We start from the raw sequence: 18,745 nt of genomic DNA on the forward strand, positions 1-18,745 counted from the left end.
TTGCTTTATTATTTCCTACTCTGCCTTCAACTCACTAGTCGCCAGTATCTCAATCCCATTCAATGCCTGCGTCGCCAATCGGTCCGCTTCTCCATTCGATTTACGTGGAACCAATTGGTATTCGGGCTGGAGACCAAGTTCATTTAGCTTTTCGTCAATCCGGTCTGCCCACTGGGAGAGATTAGATTCGAGCGCTGGCCATTCCCCATTCAACTGATTGATGACCACTTGGGAATCCCCAACGATTTTGACCGGGAGATGATGGACGTTCAAGAGCTCGAGTTCCTGCAGGCATAAGTAAAGTGCCGCATATTCCGCCTCATTATTTGAAATCAGTTCGGCAGAAGGCGCGTTCCGTCGCAATCTGTATGACTTCCCGCTCTGTTCATAATAGATGACGCAGCCTAATCCAGAACTGTTTGTCGCGACATCAAACCCACCATCGAAATGAACCGTGATGTTATGTGGTTCGGTTTCAAGCCCTTTCAAGTATTGTTTCATTTCTTTCACCGTCCACGTGCTATCGTGCTCATCCGTGAACGTTACCTTTTTTGTACGCTTCGTCCGCTCTAAATCTTCCGCAATCAGCAAAGCATGCGCAATCGGCAATTCTTCGGATTGGAAGAAGGTTTCGGTTCCTTTCGGTGTTCGGTAATTCCATTCGATTCTGATTTTCATGGCCAGTCCTCCCTTTTCAACAAAACTATGTATGTATATTATTCCCTTTTTGCCCCTTCTAAACAATATGAGTTTTCCCAAGGCTGTTTATGTATATGCAAGTTCCGTTGGGCAAACGAAAGAATTGAAAGCTTATTTACAAAAAGGAAGCGGCCGAAGATGCAATTTCGGCCGCTCCTATGCTTTTGATTATGAATGAAAATTAAACCAACACTCCCGGTTCCGTATCATCACTATCTTTTATGGATAGGAAATTTTATCGGCATCACTGATCTGCATGAACAGGATTTTAAACGGCATCAAGCTCCCTTTAATCGGCATCAAACCTTTTTTAATCGGTTTCACCCAATTTTCCCCACAAAAAAGCGACTTTACTTGAGGTAAATCACTTCTTTCTATTGAAAATCATATATGTCTACAATTTTGTCCGCTCTAACTCGGTTATGACAAAGCTTGAACAACTGAGTCAAAAAACCCTCGATTTCCACAGTTAATGTTGGAAGTGGAATATTCATCGTCGTCGTTCCAAAGGTATGCTTATAATACGACTTCCGAATGTCATTTTTGCCATCCCTTTTTAAAGGGTTGTATTTCCACGATAGAAAGTTGACACCATTTTCTTCGATTATTTTGTTCAGCTCGGCAATTGTAGTGGATTTATCATGCGCATATATCACCAAGTAATAGTTGTTATTTCGATGCCAATCGATGAGTAAGAAATAATAGCTTTCTTCCCCGGGTTTAGCTACATCATAGGCAGCAATCACCGGCTTGCCATTCGCCCATTGATGGAATTGACTCAAGGTGTTATTAAGTGTAGGCAATTTACTCACTTCATAAGTAGGCTCTTTGTATTGTTCCAGATATATGCTTAAATGATGAGCTAGTTTTTTCTCCATATTCCAGATCCCTTTATGTTGAATTTGAATTTACGTACCCTCTCTTACTTGTTTCGTAAAACCGAGATAAACCCATCCAAGATTTCATGACTAAAAGTAAAGCCTTTACGTTTATAGAATTCTAATGCGGCGGCGTTGCCATTTGAGACAAAGATAAAATAATCCTCCACATCTTCAAATTGTTTCAACCACTCCATCGACAACTTAAAAAGCGTCGACCCAACTCCGTATTGTCTATATTCTTCTTTAATATAAAATTGCGATAAACAACCTACATTCATTCTATTAACACTAGATAGGTCAAAAAAAGTGGCAAATTCATTTGAATACGTTTCTTTAGGAGAGATATTCGAATAGACATACCCAACAATCTGCTCACCATCTTTAACGATAACCGTGTAATTATGTAATGCTTTTTTAACAGAAGGTATCAACCGTGTGTCAAAATTCATGTTGTCAAAGAGTTCTGGAGTTATGAATGCTTTTGACTTTTGAAAGGTCATAAGTTCATTGCAAGTATCTCGAAGGCATTCAATCTTTTCGTCAGGTGAAATTTCATAAGTTAAGTTCATTTTCCCATTCCTTTCTTAATAATAATTACCAATTATTAAACTTTTTATATTCTATAACAGATTTCAATACAATGATATGTAAACATCACTTCTATATTCCAACCCTCAATTGTGATTAAAATCTCTTCCAAAATGGGCCATTTGAGTAAATGCTACTTTTTAGCTTGATGCTTTTATGTCATTCAAGTTTCTCTAACGCTCTCACCACTTATATCGGAAAAATACATAAACAAAAAACTTTCATATGGTAGTTAATAGGAATTAAGAACAAGCTTTTTTTATGTGAAAATGATTTTTCACTAAAACTTTAATGACTATTATTAATCTCCTTTTTACTGTTTCGACTTTTAAATACAAAGAAAAATAGGTTATCGACAGAAGATTACAAAACCTCTTATGTACTAATAACTTTTTATGACTTAAATTAAGGTTGTAGGAAAAACGAATCAATGAAAAATGAATCGTTTTATTTTTTGTAAATAGAATAGATATTTATATCTAATTTATTAGTAATAAATGTAAGAGTTTTCATTTTGGGTATAAAGTGAAACTTCACTTTTACTATAAATTATTCTGGTCTATTGGCCCCAAGGGAGAGGTAGAATGAATCAACTTTTCAATTCAGCTTATTCGTAACAACATTTGCATCATCTATTTGCTCCAATTGTTGCTGACCGTTTTGAAAGAATCGTACAAGCAATTGGAAGGGAGAGGAATTATTGAAAAAGATTTTTGGAATTATTATTGCATCCTCTGTGCTACTTGGTGCAGGAACCATGTATGCAAAAACCGATTCTGCAGCCAACCTTTCTAATTGGTATGAGCATTCATTTCAAAATGAAAGCATGAAATTAGGGGTGGAAACAGGTGCTGGACTCTGGAGAACGTTTTCGAACGTTAAAATCTTTGTAAGCGAAGTCAAACAATCTTTTGATACCTCGCTTGCAAGCTTCACGGCAAAACGTGTTAGTGAAGCAACAACTGAAATTGAACAATACGAAATCGATACAGAAAATCGCTTGGAACAAACAGTTTCAGAATTAAAAGATGAAAACCTCAAAGTGTATTCAAAACAAGCGAATATTAATGAGGATATCGAAGAAGACATCGAACAAAGCGTAGAAGAAATTTTAGAAGAAGTATTAAGTGAGTAGCATTCAAATGGATCTTGCAAAATGCTTGAATTCATTCAAAAAACCAACCACAAAGGGGACATTCAAATGTTAAAAACAATCAAAGGTAAAGTAATCGCAGGAACAGTATCAGTAGTATTATTATCAAGCGCTGGAGCAGCATTTGCTAATTCGGATGCTGGAGCAAAATTGCAAAATTGGTATGCTGGTCAATTTGGTTTAGCTACTTCAAACATTTTAAATGATGTGGAAGATAATGTGAGTGGAAAAGTTAATGGTTGGGCTAGTGAATATGAAGGCTTAAAAACAGCAGCTGGAACAAGTATTGTAGCTGATGGAACTAGTGCAACTAATACAGCAAGTGATAATATCGATGCGAAAACTCAAGAACACATCGCTTCTATTGATGCAAAACAAGCACAAATTGAAAGATATATGGATGGTCAGTTTGCAACACTTAAATTTGCGGCAAATGGATTAATCAATGAAGCTGGAAGAGGAGCTTTAGCATATGCAAATTCAGATTTAACTTCTTTCACTGGAGATAAAGGTGTTACTGCACGTGCTAACTTGACTACAGCATTAGAAGCTGATACGGCTTCAGCTGTTGCTGAATTAGAAAAAGCAATTGCTGACGCAAAAGGAGAACTTCAAACTCAATTAGATACAAAAGAAGCAGCAACTACAGAAGCGATTATAGCTGCAATTGATGCTAAGATTGTTGAACTTCGTGGCACCATCACTGCTAAACGCGATGCATTAGTTGCTGCTCAAAAATTACTTATTGACGCAAAAGCACTTGAAATGGAAAATGCTGCAAAAGATGCATTACAAGCTGTTGTTAACGGCATTTAATTAGTAATTTAATACTCAATAAGGACCTCGTAGTTTGGGGTCCTTATTGTTGTAACTGGAGGTAACGAAATGCTGAGCAGACTTGAGAAATATAAAAAGATTCAAAAGAGAAAAAAGATAATTTTGTTGGTAGCCGCAGTAGTGCTAACTCTCGGGATTGGCAGTGGAGTGAAAACTACGTTCGCAGATGCAGATGTAAGCACGCTATTGATTAATTGGTTTAAAAATAAAGAATCCGAATCCCTTAATGAAATTGATAAAGCGATTACGGATGAAAAAACAATACTTCTAGCTCAATTGAAAGTAGAATTGAAAAACGAAATGGATTCTGCTAAACAAGAACTAGATGCATTTACGGAAAAACAGAAGTCTGATCGTATTGCTTCACTCCGTCAGTATGCAAATGAGTTAATTGAGAATTTGAATGTTGATACAACTGAACAACAAGATAAAATTACTGCACAAATCAATTCAATCATGAACGAAGCAATCGCTCAAATGGACCAAGCGGTTATTATTGTTCCTGAAACGATTCCTGAAGTCCCTCCTGTCTCAGAAGGAGAAAATTCATCGAAACCAAATGAAAATGAACAGGAACCAGCAACCGAACCTGTTCAAGTTCCTGCACCTTCAACACCGGTTCCTGAACCCGCTCCTATTTCTGACCCTTTGCCAAACCCGGAATCAGATTCCACATCTGCTAATGGTGTTGATAACGTTCAAGCTAATCGCAATCCAAGTACTGCAGACGAATTAGAAAACGCTGTTGAAAATGACTAACGCTATATAACTGAGACTCTCTTTGGAGAGTCTTTTCTTTTTCGCTTCATAATGGGGTTCTCAGGAAATCGGCACGCAACTTTCTCTAAGTTTTGAAAATCGGTTATATCTCACAGTATTGTTATATGTCACCAACTCAAAAACATAAAAAAATCCAGAATCAATTGGTTTCTGGATTTCTAAATTAAATTATAAAATAGTTGTTTGCTGCGGAACAATCATCTTTTTGATTCCCGATACCCAGCAGCCCGCGCTGCGGATTTTGTACAGAAAGTATCTTCAGGTTCTGTTATATCGTAGAAGTCTCCTGAAGGCACATGAAAAATCTTTTCCCCTGAGCTGGATATATTCCCTTTGATTTTCAAGCAGGAACGTTCTGCTTTTTCCTTAGCAGCTTGTTCGGCCTTTTCTCTTGCAGCCTGCGCCGATTTTTCCTTCTCGGCTTGTTCTGCTCTTTCTATAGCAGCCTGTTCAGCCTGTTCTTTTTCTTCCTGTTGCTTTTTCTTTTTATCAAAGTCATCAGTCACTTTTACGGGTGCAATTAAACTTGTATCAGACTCATTGTCAGTGTCCGATTCAGATTCACTTACAGGTTGTTCATACCATTCTTTATAGTGTTCAATAATGCAAGGAATCAAAAACCATAGCAATAAAAGTAAAGCTAGTATAATCACGAGTCTCCATTGCCAAATGGATTGGCCCTTTTTCTTTCTAACCTTGTACCATTTAGCAACTAGCAAAATCAATAAGACGAGAAGAATATTCCACCAAGCAGAAAAGATGCACACGATGATAAAGTATATAAATAATAAAACGTATAACAGGAATATCCCTATTAAGCTAAGCAGGTCTAGCAAAAATGTTCCCTCCAAATTTATGTATTGAACCATTAGTTTTTGGAGACTACGATTCCACTTAAATCATTGTTCATCCTTTAGTCCAATAAAACCATGATAATATTATCATAGAAATACATAAATATTGAGAGAAGTAAAAATTACCAATATTTAAAGATGCCTGTTACTCATTTCTAAATGAAGCAACAGGCATCTTTTCATCTTCTTATTAATAAACCAACTGCCCAACTTCATGTAGCATAGTCCCATTTTGTTTAAGGTTGGTATGCCACGAGAAAGCTTTTTCTAGTACGTGTGGGGTCTGACCACCACGTGTTAATGCTTCTGCGTAATATTCCAATAATTGTGCACGATATGTTGGATGTGCACAGTTTTCAATAATTACTAGTACTCTTTCTCGTGGAGCTAAGCCTCGTAAATCAGCGTAGCCTTGTTCGGTGACCACGATGTCCACGTCGTGTTCGGTATGGTCAACATGTGACACAAACGGGACGATGCTTGAAATATTGCCGCCTTTTGCGGTGGATTTCGTAACGAAAATCGCAAGACGTGCATTTCGGGCAAAGTCGCCGGAGCCTCCTATACCGTTCATCATTTTCGTACCTGATACATGAGTCGAGTTGACGTTTCCGTAAATGTCGAACTCCAAGGCCGTATTGATTGAAATGAGTCCGAGACGACGAATGATTTCCGGGTGATTCGAGATTTCCTGAGGACGCATGATGAGTTTATCGCGGTACTTCTCAAAGTTTCCGAACACTTTATTCATTTTGTCCTCTGATAACGTAATTGAACAACAAGAAGCTGATTTCACTTTTCCTGCATCAATTAAGTCGAAAACCGAATCCTGTAACACTTCAGAATAGACATCAAGATCCGTGAATTCTGAATCGACCATCCCGTGTAACACAGCATTCGCCACAGAGCCGATTCCCGATTGAAGTGGTGCAAGTTTATCCGTCAGTCTTCCAACGCGAATTTCTGAACGTAGAAATTCGAGTAAATGGTCTGCCATTTGCTTAGTTTCAGCATCTGGAGAGACGATCGTAGAAGGTGAGTCCATCTGATTCGTGAAAACGATTCCTTTAATCTTCGCTGGGTCAATCTTAATACCAGAGGTCCCAATTCTGTCATCTGGGTTCATTAACGGAATCGGTTTACGTTCACCTTGTTGACCAGTGTCATAAATATCATGCAGCCCTTCAAGCATTTCTGGCTGCGCCATATTGATTTCTACAATGATGTGCTTCGCATGTTCCGCGAAAATCGATGAGTTTCCAACCGATGTCGTTGGGATAATCAAGCCATCTTCCGAAATTGAAACCGCTTCCAAAATTGCAAAGTCAATCGGACCAATAACTCCCGCACGAATAAATTCTGCCGTATGCGACAGATGTTGATCGACAAACAGCATTTCCCCATCATTTATTTTGCCACGCATAGTCGGATCTGCTTGGAATGGCAATCGTTTTCCGACAATACCCGCTTCTGCAAAAGCCTTATCGATATCCGAGCCAAGAGAAGCACCAGTATATATATTCACTTTGAATGTTTCAGTTTCGGCACGCTTGATTAACGCAAATGGAACCGCTTTCGCATCTCCTGCACGTGTGAACCCACTTAGGCCTAGCGTCATCCCATCATTAATCCACGTTGCCGCTTCTTCAGGCGTAACTACGCGATTTTTTAAATTCGGGTGTTTGATTCGTTTTAATTTTTCTTCCATATTAAAAACCCTCTATTTCATGACTTTTTCAATAATTCTAACAAACAAAATACAGATTTTGAGGTTTAGGGTAAGAAACAGGGATTTACCCGCTGAAACAGGCAAATCCCTCTCTGAAACAGTAGATTAGAAATCAAGTAACTTCCGAAAATAGCTGGCATACGATTGACTCACCGGAATTTTCGTTCCGTCATTCATCAGCAACACGAGTGTAGAATGCGTATCCGGAAATACTTCGCGAATCTGGTGGACATTGACGATAAACGAGCGATGGCATCGAACGAACAACTCACGTGGCAAAATAAATTCAAACGCCTGGAGCGATTTGCGGTGAGTACCCGAAACTCCATTTGCTTCTATATGCGTTTTCTTCCCTCGCACTTCCAGAAACTTCACATCTGTAAATGGCACTGGAACCCACCCGTCCTGAGTCTTCAGCATGACGACAGACTTCCCTTCCGTGAAAGAAGGATAAATGGCTGTTACGCTTCCAACGACTTTTCCATCACGATGGAAAGGTACGGCCATGCCATGGTATGGAACAGCAAATACATCACGATTAATGAAGTCCGAGACCTTTTGTCCAGACGATAACGCCTTATGAGCAAGCGACCCTGGTTTCACCATGTCCCCCGCCTTTATTTTCAAATCCACTCGGACGCTTGGACGGTAATACACATAGTGTTCCCCGTCGGATACAGCAATCGAGATTTCATCCGAAAACAACTCCCCAATCACATCCAGCATTTCATAATCCTGAAAATCCTTCATCTTGCAAAAGCACCTCTCTCGTAAACTAACATTCCTTCCTTCAATAATAACTGGTATTGGGGATGTATGGACAAAGACTGCTCATATAAGAACAAAAAACGAAGGATATGACCACGTCACTTCCTTCGTTTCTGTTTGTCCTTATTTTAAATAATTGATCGCTCGTTTCAGGTAAATATCTATATCTGTTTCGTTAAAATACGAAAAATGATTCCATCCATTTGTAGTGTGAGGAATTTTGATTTCGTTAATGGTCACCATATTGTCCGTATGTACGATCCCGTCATTCAACAGACCCAGATTTTTCCCGGCGAATGCAAAGTACTTTTTATTGGCATTTATTAAATCACTTGAATTTAATTGGCTGATAAAACCTGAGTTATTGGCGAGATCATGGAAACCTTGTAAATTCCCTGGCCTTACCAAGTGCCAAAAGTCTTCACTTTTTATTGAATTTTTGCCCATTATGTTACTAAGTATGCCATAAAGGATTAAGCATTTTCGAGCTAACATTGGGACACTAATCAAGATCGAGCCATTATTCGGTGTTCCAGCCATGATGATTTTATCTATCGGTGCCTTTTGTTCGATATAAGCAGAACGGCTGACCAGTCCCCCCATGCTATGAGCTACGATTAATATTTCCTTATGAGGATACTTCTTCTTTAAACTCTCTACTTCTTTAGCCAAGAAAATCCCATTGTCTCTTATTCTTTCATCTACTGTGAGGTATTCAAAACCAAAAACTTCATAGTCATGACTTAGTGTATTAAACAAATTGAAGAATGAAGCACCTATACTGGATACCAATCCGTGGACGATGATTGCTATAGGTTTGTTTGGATCTATGGATTCATCAGCTAGTTTTTCCTTTCGGAATGAATCGTCTCCATCTTTTATTAATCTGAAAAGACCGAGTTCACTTGGTTCGCTTTGAAACTTATTTAATACAATGTAAAAACTTTTATCAGAGGATAAACCAGTCGTCTTTGAACTTATACTGTCTACATGACTTGAAATTCTTTCAAGGTCTTCTATCGAATTATTGGTCAAGTAGTTAATCTGTCGTTTATTAATTTTAGCTTCCACAGCGTTATTGCCTTCAGAGTGTCTGAGTATTTCAATTCTCGGAGAAATTTGAGAAAACAACTCAACATTATTCTCTATATTGTCCAGGTCCAGTAACTGAAGAAAATTATCTTGTATCGCAAAAAAGTATTCATCGTTTTTGCCTTTTAATCGAAAGGATTTTTCTATGTTAAAGTTTTTAATATTAACTTTAAATAACTGCTTAGTAGTTGAATGAGGCATGCTATTCAGGAGGTTGCTGCTTCTCTTTTCAACTTGTTCAATAGAAAGTTCTTGATTATTAATTAAAAATGCATCGTCTGCATCTAAACTGTTTACTTGAGGCGAAAGTGTATTAATAATAATTTCACGGTCATTTACATAGATAAATTCCTCATTCATCTTGTCCCCTCCTTGAAACCCTTTGGAACTTCATTCGACAATATGTAATGGAAAACCTTCATTCATTTCATTTTAAACATAGAACAAGCGACCGAAAAATCATTCGGCCGCTCATAATTTTTTTATTTAAATGCTGCTGAATTGAAACGGATCAATCATCTTCAATTCGTATATAATTTTTTTAGCTGTTCCAATCTTTGTTTTATATTCATCGTGCGGATTCTTTTTAATGGATTTTGGCGTTGCCCCTTTGAAACGAGATACACCCATGCAATTAAAGAAACAGTACCAATTAAATAACCAAGAAAAACCAATGTCGCTTTCAACATTATCCAATAGCCCGTCTTCCAATTTACCTCGATTAAAGTTTTTCCTGTATATCCTTCAATCACCTGTGGACCAAATGTAAACATGGCTAAGAATGCACCGGCTAAAACTAATATGAAGCTCCAAATCTTATACGGTTTATACCAGCCAATCCCTAGCATCAGCACAGAAAGGCCCAACGATAGTAATCCGTAACCGCGAAATGACTCCAGAAAAGGATTCAGGACAAACGACAAGACCAGTACAAACATAATAAAGAGGACTGGAATTGACATGACTGCTGTATATCCGAAAACTTCGAAAATTGATCGAATGAAACTGTTACGTTCAATGTTATCAATTTCCTGTACTCGATCTCGCTTCTTCGAATTAAAGATTTTCTTTGTTTTCATTTTCCGGTAATATTCCACTGTTTGATTAAATCGCTCAGTTAAATTAAGGTTTTTCACTCCACTTATAAATGACCGTATAAATTGCTGAGAATATTTTTTTGCAAAGTTCATGGGAAAACCTCCATCATTTTACAATTAATATCTACAGTCTACGATTCAAGGTGCTTGTTTTATACCTAGTATTATCATTAAAGTAAGCTCTTCTAGAAAACAAAATTAATTTCTCAGCCGATATGACAACAAAAAAGCTCGTAGAAAATTAAAAATAACTGTCCAACTCATATTTATTACATAATTCATTTATTGATAAAAATTAACATAATTGAATTGTAGCAATTAATCAAAAATCTATTAGTAATAAATTCCCACCTCATATATAATAATAATTGTTTGAATTGGAGGAAATTTTCATGAAAATAGACCCTAGAATTATTAATTTTTTAAAAAAAGAAGAAGCGCAAAAAGCCTTATGGAAGGTGGGGGTAGAAGTTTTTCCTGATGTGGTCAAAGGGATTCCCTCTTTTGCAAAAGGTAGTGCTAGTAAGGTGAAAAATACCATTATTTTAGGAAAGGATAAAGTAAATGAAGGTTATGAAGCTTTAAATCATGAAAAATTATTTTATAAAAAAATTAAAGATAAAGTTATTCCCTTTCCTTCAAATTACACCAGAGTTGATTTAAAAGATTTTTTGAGTCAATCTTCTATCTATTTAAAGCAAAAAAATATTAAACCAGAGAAAAAAACCTTACAAAAGAAATTTGATGAGTATCATACACTACATAGTTTACTCGATGAAACAATTCAAAATAAAGATTATGAAGAGTATATTAAGATTTATATAGGTAAAATTGAGGGTAACTATTTTATTGAAAGTGAAACCTTAAAGAACGATTTTATTAGTGTAAAACATGATTATAGGAAAGTTATCAGTTTCCTTTATAATGTTATTGATGGAAAAAAGAGTGAAATGGATATTATGAAAGAATTATCAAAAGAAAAACCTGTAACTAACATTTAAATTATGCATATCTATATATGAAGTATCGATACCCAAAGCGGCTCTGTACATACATCTTCTTCCCTCTTGTGATGAACCTTGGATATGATTCTATAAAAAACACATCCAATCAACGGACTGGATGTGTTTTTGGTCTTTGATATAATATTCCCTCAGATATCATTCGGGATTACTAATTCATCAAATTACTAACCTCCAAAAACCTCGCCAAAATCTTAGCCATTTGATCACGCTTCGTGAAGCCATTCGGATCAAACGTACCGTTACTCTTACCATCCATGATTCCAGCTTGGTAAACGTTTTCGATTCCTACTCTAGACCAGTCTGTCATTTGGTTGGCATCTTTGAAGTCTGCTAGTTTTTTAGCATGGTCTAATTTTGCAAAATCGAAGTTCAGGAATTTTAGCTCCATTGCTCTTGAAATCATGACGGCTGCTTGTGTGCGTGTAAGTTTTTCGTATGGAGCGAATGTTCCGTCGTGTTTTCCGTTAATGATTCCGTATTGAACGGCTGCCATTAGTTCTCCATTGGCATTGAACCATTCTGTTCCTTTTACATCTGAGAAGCGTTTGTCATACGCTTTTGCCGGAAGTCCTAGTGCACGAACCAATAATACGGTGAATTCGGCGCGGGAAATTTCTTCTGCTGGTGCGTAAGTTCCGTCTGCTTTCCCTTTGATGATGTATTTTGACGCGAGTTTTTCAATCGAGTCTTCTGCCCAGTTGATGTTGTTCACATCCGGGAATATCTGGTTGTTTTCAACAATCGCATACGTTGAGTTTGTCAGTGACTTCACTGTTGCGATTTTGCCATTAAAGACAGTTGGAAGTGAAGTGAACGTTCCATCTTGATTGAATTTCACTGCGACCATAGTTTTCGGATTGAATTCTTTATCGCCGACAATTTCTCGTTCAACAAATGAACCATATGCTGTGATTGTCACTTTCTTATCTCCAGCAACTGCTTCGACGTGGAATTCAATTGTATTGGATACAATCTTCGCTTTAGTCGAAGGAGATTTGACTACATTCACAGATACCGTGATTTGGACATCACTTTCAGCAACCCCTAGCTTTTTAGCTAAGTCTGCGACATTAATTTCTGATGCAGGTAGCTTGTAGGTTGCTTCATCAGTTTGAATCTCGATCATTGCCTGTTTGTTTTTCTTTAACGCTTCTTTAAATAAACTGCCAGGAACCTGTACTTTCACCGTTTCTCCAGTAGCCGGTTTTTCTAACTTAAGCGCTACGACAAATTTCTCAGGTGTGATTGCATTAACAATCTCACTTACTTTTCCAGGAATAATTTTAGTCACGACTTCAATCATTCCAGAAGGATTTTTCTCTTTCACTACTTCTGCTGCTTGAGGTGGAAGCACGATTGTGTTCGGTTTTCCATTTGCAGGTGGTTGATACCCATCGTTCCCATTGTTCTTCGGTTCTTCTGTAGCCTTTCGATCCAGTTTGATTACAACTGTTGTTAATGGATCAATCGTCATGGTTTGGTTCGATAAGCTAAATCCTGATTTTTTCGATACGGGATGTGTTCCCGCTTCATCATTGTCTACTAGGACTACACCACCAGTGAAATCATAATCTCCTAATGTTAACGTACGAGCTTTATTGTCAGCATTTACAAATACGTAGTAGTTGCCTGTTTTATCAGTTGAGATATTTTCGTATGCAATAACTAAATCGGAATCTTTCATCTCAGGGAAATCAAGTAGCGATACGTTTGTATCTACTAGCGCTTTTTCACCTAAACGGAAAGCATTGGTTGATTTTCTTAAATCAATTAAGCCTTTCGTGTAAGCATTTGTTGTTGTATTGACTGCAAATTCTTTCTTGTTCGTTGCTTTTTGCCAATCAAATTTATTGATGGCATCTGAAGAGTCATAGGAATCATGGACGAAATAGCCAAATGTGTTCCCATCCATATCTTTCAATTCATGATATTTCTGTTCAGGTACCCCTTCACCTAACCATTGTTTCGTTCTGCCATATTCCTGCCCTGCATGAAGGAAAGCAGTGCCTTGTGATGTTAAAATCAAGGAGTTTCCGATACGGATTCGTTTATGAATCTCCAAGTCATTTTCAGGAATTGCCGGATCCTTTTTAATGGACTGGGCAATGACATCATATAAAGGCAAGTTGTCGTGCGCTTCGATGTACTGTACCATATCGCCCGGATCATCATCAGCCGTATTGGAAGGCTGTCCTTTAATATTGTTGAAAATCGTATCAATATTTCTTGCGCCACCTGTAATGAATCTAGGCTCACCTTCTGAACCGAAACCAGATTTCAATTCATTGCGGATTTCGTCAGAGAATACACCAACGTCATCTGTTTTATCCATCCAATCCTGGTCTGCACCCATTCCTGCAAGTGCTGGATCAGCCAAATGACCAGCAAATGTTCTCCAGCCTTCTCCAATAAATAAAGCATCAGGATTAACAGAAGCTGCTACGTCATACGCTTTTTGAATAGATGAATACGTTGCGTCACCCATCATATCAAAACGCATACCGTCAATTTTGTATTCGTCAAACCAATATTTCACTGAATCAACCATTAGTTTTTCAGCCATTGTGTGACTCGTTGCCAAATTGTTACCAAAGCCACCAAGGAAGTTACCTTTAGCATCCTGGTACGCATAGTAATTTGGAACAATGTCATTTAACATGCTGGCTTTTGCCATATGCGTGTATACGACGTCAAATACAACACCCATATCCGCATCATGAATGGCATCAATTAATTCTTTCAACTCTTTCACTCGCAGTTCAGCGTCTTTCGGATTCTCTGAATAGGCACCATCTGGTGAGAAGTAACTGTGAGGGTCATAACCCCAGTTGTATTCATTGCCACCCGCTGAGTAGTCAAGCTCGCGTTCGCCCATCTTCGTTTCATCACCATAATACCAAGCCATGACAGGAAGTAATTGAACATGTGTAACACCTAGAGATTTAATGTAATCAAGCTTGTCGATAAATCCTTTATACGAGCCCCACCTTGATTTTAAATCCTTTTCAATCGAAGGATCTGACGTAAAGTCACGTACGTGAACTTCGTAAATCACGGCATCTTCGCGTTTTTCATACCCATCAATTGAAGCATGACCGAAACCTTTAGGGTTCGTGCCGCTTAAGTCGACAATCGCTGCTTTCCCGACCGTATCACCGTCTGGTCCAGCATCACCTTCTGTATTCACCGTAAAGGCTGCCATGGATTTGGCATAAGGGTCCAATACTGTTTTCATTACGCCATCATTTGTTACTTCGTATTGATAATAGTAGCCATTAAGATCAGATACACCCAGATCACTTGGGTTGATGTCTTTCGACCAGACACCTTGTTCGCCGAGCGTTAACTCTACAGTGTCAATTGGAGCTGTCGCATCTTCTTTATCGAAGAAGTTCGCCACTACTTTACTTGCTTTAGGCGCCCATAATTTCAATGTGGCACTTCCATTTTTGTACGTTGCACCTAGATCATTTCCATCATAAGCATACAGCTTATCAAGCATTCTCCAGCCTGTAGATGCTGAAACGGTTCTGCCTGAATACGTAATCGACAATGGAAGTTTATCTAAGTTCAGTGTTGCTGTTACTTCAACTGTTGTTGCTCCAGTAATTTCAATGCTTTCAATCGAAACATCTGCTCCATCAACATCTTTAATGGCCAAATCATCTTTCAGTTTTTCTGATGTTAATCCGTCTGTCATCGTGAATCCTAATAAAATCGTATCTTCAGAGATCACTTCACCCGATACAATGCCCGATGCCACTTCTCCATAAGGGGAAATGTAGACGTTATTATCACCTTGTTTAATCCATAAGTGATTATACTTATCCAATAAATTGAATGATTTATCTCCTGCATCTTTTTCTTGCGTCTGTTGATTGACGATGAGGAAGCCTATATCCTTCGCGCCTTCTTTCAGCTCGATATCCGCATATGCACCATAACGATCTGTCCCGTCTAAATCAACTGCACCAGTTGGCCAACCGTCAGAAGGAGCTGCTGTATCGCCCCAGTTCCAAATACCAAGGTTTTCGTAGTCAGCATTTTCACGCGTGTAATGAATGCGGACCGTATTTGCAGGCAAATTAACCGGTTCGTACGTGTACACTTTATCTGAACCTTGCTTAATCCATATTTCGTTCATCTCAGGTTGAGAAATCGTAAAGCCTTTGTCTCCGCCATCTTTGCCGGCGTCGCCTTTTGTTATATCCATTACAAGGAAGCCGATATTTTTCGCACCGTTAGCCAGTGGTACGTCAATGTAAGCACCATAGCTATCCGTTTTTTCAAACATCGTTGCACCCACTGGCCAGTTAGCCGAAGGTGAAGCGACATCATTCCACAGCCATGCACCATAGTTTTCGTACACATTGTCTTGTCGGTTGTAATGAATTCGAATCGTGTTATCAGGAATTGGTTCTACTTCAGGGTTACCGTCACCCGTAGCAACCGCACCTATAATATTTCCATCTTCAACTGTTAATAAAACCGTACCGCCGTCAGCTTTTGATGGAAGTGATAAGTTAATTTCTCCTGCTTCGTTTGCTTCGTAAACTTCGCCTGAATAATAATCAGTCACTACAGCATCCGCCGAATCAACTGTTAACGTCACATCTTTCGCTTCTTCAGCGACGTTCAATCCCACGTATACTGATTGATCTTGATAGTCACGAGAGAATAATAGAAACTTATCTTTATCGGATCCGCCTACAAATGTTCTTTCGCCTTTCGCAAACACTTTTGAATGCTCACTTCTGAAGTTAAGAATCTTTGTGTAGTGTTCCAATACATCATTGTTTTCCACTTGATCCCACACAAAGTTATAGCGGTTATCATATTGCGGGTAGTTGTTGGCTCCACTTAATCCAAGCTCTTCCCCGTAATAAATGACTGGCTGCCCTTTCGCTGTTGCCTGCAAAGATGCCGCAACTTTCAACTTGCCTTCATCGCCACCTAGTGAATGAAGGAATCCGTCTTCATCGTGGCTACTTAAAAACTGGCCTAATGTTGCGGCATTGTCGATTTTTCCGTTGCGATCAACAAGCGATTCATTTGCTGCTTTCAATTGACCATTTACAAAGTTTCGCGCTGTATTTTTAAACTCAAAATCAAGTAATGAATCCATCGTGCCTGTGTTCAGGTAGCCGAGGTTATTATTAACGTTTGCACCCCAAGCTTCACCAATCATCTTAAACTCAGGCTTTTTGTCCGTTAAAGCATTTTTAAACTTCATCCAAGTAGCATCTTCCACATGCTTGACGGTATCTACACGGAAGTAGTCAATTGTGTTTCCATTTGCTGTAGTTGCTTGCTCAATCCAACTCGTTTGCCAATCAATGATTTGTTGACGAACTGCAGGGTCTTCCGTCTTAATGTCAGGAAGTCCAGCCAATTCACCAACAACCTCATCCGTTCCAACGTCAGCTCCTTGACGGACGATATCACTAAAATTCGCACGCTCTTCGTCTGTCGGGAAACCTGCAGGCTTGTTTGCCATAGCTCCATCAATTTCTTTCAAGCCATAGCCGGTATGATTCACTACGACATCCACCATGATTTTCATATCACGGGCATGCGCTGCATCAATCAGTTCGTGGAAGTCTTCCATCGTTCCAAAGTGCGGATTCAATTTCCCAAAGTCACTTGCCCAGTAGCCATGATAGCCGTAATATGGATCAACAGATGACCCATTTGTTTCGACAGAACGGACATCATATTTGATGTTTTCTACAATTGGACTAATCCAAATCGTATTCACACCGAGATCATCAAGATAATCCAATTTAGACGTAATCCCTTTTAAATCCCCACCTTGGTACGTTCCACGTTTAGAAGTATCATAGTTCAAATCGTAAGGGTCATTGTTCGATTCATCACCATCAAAGAATCGATCTGTTAACATAAAGTAAATCACAGACTCGTCCCAATCAAAATCAGACGTTCCTGTCGATTGTCTCGTTTTCACTTCAACTTCCGCTGTTCCTTCATACGTGTTTCCATAAGAATCAACGACTGTTAAAGGAATCGTTTTGATGCCAACAGTTGTGTCGTCGTCTACTGCAATCGCAATCTCTTTTAAAGATGGATCAATCTCAAGGTTAGCTGATCCACCTAAAGAAGAAGCATCTGCGGAGATTTTGCTGATTTTCACATCGTCTGTTAGACCTTGAATATCAACAGTTAAGACAGCATTTTGATTATAATCAATCGCTACAGGTTCTACTGATCCTGAAACCGTCAAGTCAGCTTTCTTGAAGTCAATTGTTGAAACTCCGTCTGTTGTATTGTAAGGATCAGTTACTTCTGTTGTAATACCACCTTTTGTTACAAGGAATGAGTATGAGGTTTTACCATTTGGAATGTTGTCGTATGAGAATACAAATCTCTCATTTTCAGGTTCATATGTCATTTCATTCGTTTGGCCATTAAACTTTAACTCTACTTTTTCAATCGTGTCCATGTCGTCACTAGCGAAAAGGGCTTTGTCCCGGTAATAGAAAGTTGCGTCCCCTTTATCAATGACTGGAGCCGAACCATCCGGAACGATGCGAATTTGCTCGACACCGCTAGTAATATAAGCCTTTGTCAGTGAGTCGTTCTTATTCACTTGAATAAAACGATCCCCAAACTCTTTTTGAGCAGTATCCCAGTTATCAGTACTACGAAGAACAAATCCAAATTGCTTCATTTCAGGAGCAACCGCAATATTAACTGATGCCACCCCTCCTTCATACGATTCGAAATTGATTTGATCATTTTTAATGCCTGTATTCCATGCCCAAATATTCCAGGTACCATAGTTTTGATCTTCGCGAATATAAGTGAATCGTACATGACGATTCGAAGAGTCCGTTAATTCATTTACACCTGTCTCTGTTGAACTCGTGGCATGTGCCTGTTGAGCTGGTATAAATGGTAGCCATAAGCTCAAAACCAGTACTGAAACGATAAACATATTTAGTTTGCGTTTAACATCTATTGCAATTCTCACTCAGCATTTCCTCCTTATTCTTTCGGTGTAATAGATTGATAGATTAATGCCAGTCCGCCTCCCTTTCTTGGTTAGATTTGAACCCACCACTTGTTGCGAAATCGTTTGCACAAATAAATCAAAAGCACTTACAAATCACATTTGAAAGAAGGAGATTCTAGCTGAATTTATGCATTGATCAATATATGCAAGCGTTTGCAATACATGTAAAATTTTACTTTAAAACTAGGTAAACGGCAACTTAAAGTTAG

13 protein-coding genes are annotated in these 18,745 nt (G+C 38.5%); 4 read left to right on the plus strand and 9 right to left on the minus strand.

The window, feature by feature from the left end:
- Window positions 1-15: 15 nt before the first annotated feature.
- The 3 genes from HMPREF1210_RS08215 to HMPREF1210_RS08225 form a co-directional block, all read right to left on the minus strand.
- A complete protein-coding gene (locus HMPREF1210_RS08215) occupies window positions 16-678 on the minus strand; it encodes a reverse transcriptase-like protein (protein ID WP_016428189.1) in 663 nt (220 codons plus the stop codon).
- A gap of 395 nt (window positions 679-1,073) precedes the next feature.
- On the minus strand, window positions 1,074-1,577 hold the full coding sequence (locus HMPREF1210_RS08220) for a hypothetical protein (RefSeq protein WP_016428190.1): 504 nt from the start codon (window positions 1,575-1,577) through the stop codon (window positions 1,074-1,076).
- A 44-nt stretch (window positions 1,578-1,621) separates the two neighbouring features.
- Window positions 1,622-2,149 carry a GNAT family N-acetyltransferase gene (locus HMPREF1210_RS08225; protein ID WP_016428191.1) on the minus strand — a complete coding sequence of 176 codons (528 nt, stop codon included), beginning with the start codon at window positions 2,147-2,149 and terminating at the stop codon, window positions 1,622-1,624.
- 719 nt (window positions 2,150-2,868) lie between these two features.
- On the opposite strand from HMPREF1210_RS08225, the gene HMPREF1210_RS08230 reads away from it, so the two are divergent.
- From HMPREF1210_RS08230 to HMPREF1210_RS08240, 3 genes are all read left to right on the plus strand, one after another.
- Complete coding sequence (locus HMPREF1210_RS08230) at window positions 2,869-3,303, plus strand: hypothetical protein (protein ID WP_016428192.1); 435 nt, start codon at window positions 2,869-2,871, stop codon at window positions 3,301-3,303.
- 66 nt (window positions 3,304-3,369) lie between these two features.
- Complete coding sequence (locus HMPREF1210_RS08235; RefSeq protein ID WP_147640295.1) at window positions 3,370-4,137, plus strand: hypothetical protein; 768 nt, start codon at window positions 3,370-3,372, stop codon at window positions 4,135-4,137.
- A gap of 69 nt (window positions 4,138-4,206) precedes the next feature.
- Entirely contained in the window at window positions 4,207-4,917 is a 711-nt protein-coding gene (locus HMPREF1210_RS08240) for a hypothetical protein (RefSeq protein ID WP_016428194.1), read from the plus strand.
- Window positions 4,918-5,135: 218 nt separating this feature from the next.
- Here HMPREF1210_RS08240 and HMPREF1210_RS18205 read toward each other — a convergent pair whose 3' ends face one another.
- From HMPREF1210_RS18205 to HMPREF1210_RS08265, 5 genes are all read right to left on the minus strand, one after another.
- A complete protein-coding gene (locus HMPREF1210_RS18205; RefSeq protein ID WP_016428195.1) occupies window positions 5,136-5,774 on the minus strand; it encodes a hypothetical protein in 639 nt (212 codons plus the stop codon).
- Window positions 5,775-5,982: 208 nt separating this feature from the next.
- Complete coding sequence (locus HMPREF1210_RS08250) at window positions 5,983-7,500, minus strand: acetyl-CoA hydrolase/transferase family protein (protein ID WP_016428196.1); 1,518 nt, start codon at window positions 7,498-7,500, stop codon at window positions 5,983-5,985.
- 126 nt (window positions 7,501-7,626) lie between these two features.
- Window positions 7,627-8,271 carry a LytTR family transcriptional regulator DNA-binding domain-containing protein gene (locus tag HMPREF1210_RS08255; RefSeq protein WP_016428197.1) on the minus strand — a complete coding sequence of 215 codons (645 nt, stop codon included), beginning with the start codon at window positions 8,269-8,271 and terminating at the stop codon, window positions 7,627-7,629.
- Between the two features lie 141 nt (window positions 8,272-8,412).
- Window positions 8,413-9,741, minus strand: a complete 1,329-nt coding sequence (locus tag HMPREF1210_RS08260; protein WP_016428198.1) for a triacylglycerol lipase — start codon at window positions 9,739-9,741, stop codon at window positions 8,413-8,415.
- 161 nt (window positions 9,742-9,902) lie between these two features.
- Window positions 9,903-10,571 carry a hypothetical protein gene (locus HMPREF1210_RS08265; RefSeq protein ID WP_016428199.1) on the minus strand — a complete coding sequence of 223 codons (669 nt, stop codon included), beginning with the start codon at window positions 10,569-10,571 and terminating at the stop codon, window positions 9,903-9,905.
- A 299-nt stretch (window positions 10,572-10,870) separates the two neighbouring features.
- Between HMPREF1210_RS08265 and HMPREF1210_RS08270 the strand changes: the two genes are divergently transcribed.
- Window positions 10,871-11,479, plus strand: coding sequence for a hypothetical protein (locus HMPREF1210_RS08270; protein WP_016428200.1), 609 nt, complete (start codon window positions 10,871-10,873; stop codon window positions 11,477-11,479).
- 172 nt (window positions 11,480-11,651) lie between these two features.
- Here the strand turns inward: HMPREF1210_RS08270 and HMPREF1210_RS08275 are convergent, their stop codons facing one another.
- A complete protein-coding gene (locus HMPREF1210_RS08275; protein ID WP_147640340.1) occupies window positions 11,652-18,458 on the minus strand; it encodes a pullulanase in 6,807 nt (2,268 codons plus the stop codon).
- Window positions 18,459-18,745 lie beyond the last annotated feature (287 nt).

Source organism: Paenisporosarcina sp. HGH0030 (genome assembly GCF_000411295.1).
In the GTDB taxonomy this organism is placed as follows: domain Bacteria; phylum Bacillota; class Bacilli; order Bacillales_A; family Planococcaceae; genus Paenisporosarcina.

Excerpts from the sequence above, each read along its gene's own strand:
- HMPREF1210_RS08215 (WP_016428189.1), bottom strand. The coding sequence starts at position 678 with ATGAAAATCAGAATCGAATGGAATTACCGAACACCGAAAGGAACCGAA.
- HMPREF1210_RS08220 (WP_016428190.1), bottom strand. The coding sequence starts at position 1,577 with ATGGAGAAAAAACTAGCTCATCATTTAAGCATATATCTGGAACAATAC.
- HMPREF1210_RS08225 (WP_016428191.1), bottom strand. The coding sequence starts at position 2,149 with ATGAACTTAACTTATGAAATTTCACCTGACGAAAAGATTGAATGCCTT.
- HMPREF1210_RS08235 (WP_147640295.1), top strand. The coding sequence starts at position 3,370 with ATGTTAAAAACAATCAAAGGTAAAGTAATCGCAGGAACAGTATCAGTA.
- HMPREF1210_RS08240 (WP_016428194.1), top strand. The coding sequence starts at position 4,207 with ATGCTGAGCAGACTTGAGAAATATAAAAAGATTCAAAAGAGAAAAAAG.
- HMPREF1210_RS08250 (WP_016428196.1), bottom strand. The coding sequence starts at position 7,500 with ATGGAAGAAAAATTAAAACGAATCAAACACCCGAATTTAAAAAATCGC.
- HMPREF1210_RS08255 (WP_016428197.1), bottom strand. The coding sequence starts at position 8,271 with ATGAAGGATTTTCAGGATTATGAAATGCTGGATGTGATTGGGGAGTTG.
- HMPREF1210_RS08260 (WP_016428198.1), bottom strand. The coding sequence starts at position 9,741 with ATGAATGAGGAATTTATCTATGTAAATGACCGTGAAATTATTATTAAT.
- HMPREF1210_RS08265 (WP_016428199.1), bottom strand. The coding sequence starts at position 10,571 with ATGAACTTTGCAAAAAAATATTCTCAGCAATTTATACGGTCATTTATA.
- HMPREF1210_RS08270 (WP_016428200.1), top strand. The coding sequence starts at position 10,871 with ATGAAAATAGACCCTAGAATTATTAATTTTTTAAAAAAAGAAGAAGCG.
- HMPREF1210_RS08275 (WP_147640340.1), bottom strand. The coding sequence starts at position 18,458 with ATGTTTATCGTTTCAGTACTGGTTTTGAGCTTATGGCTACCATTTATA.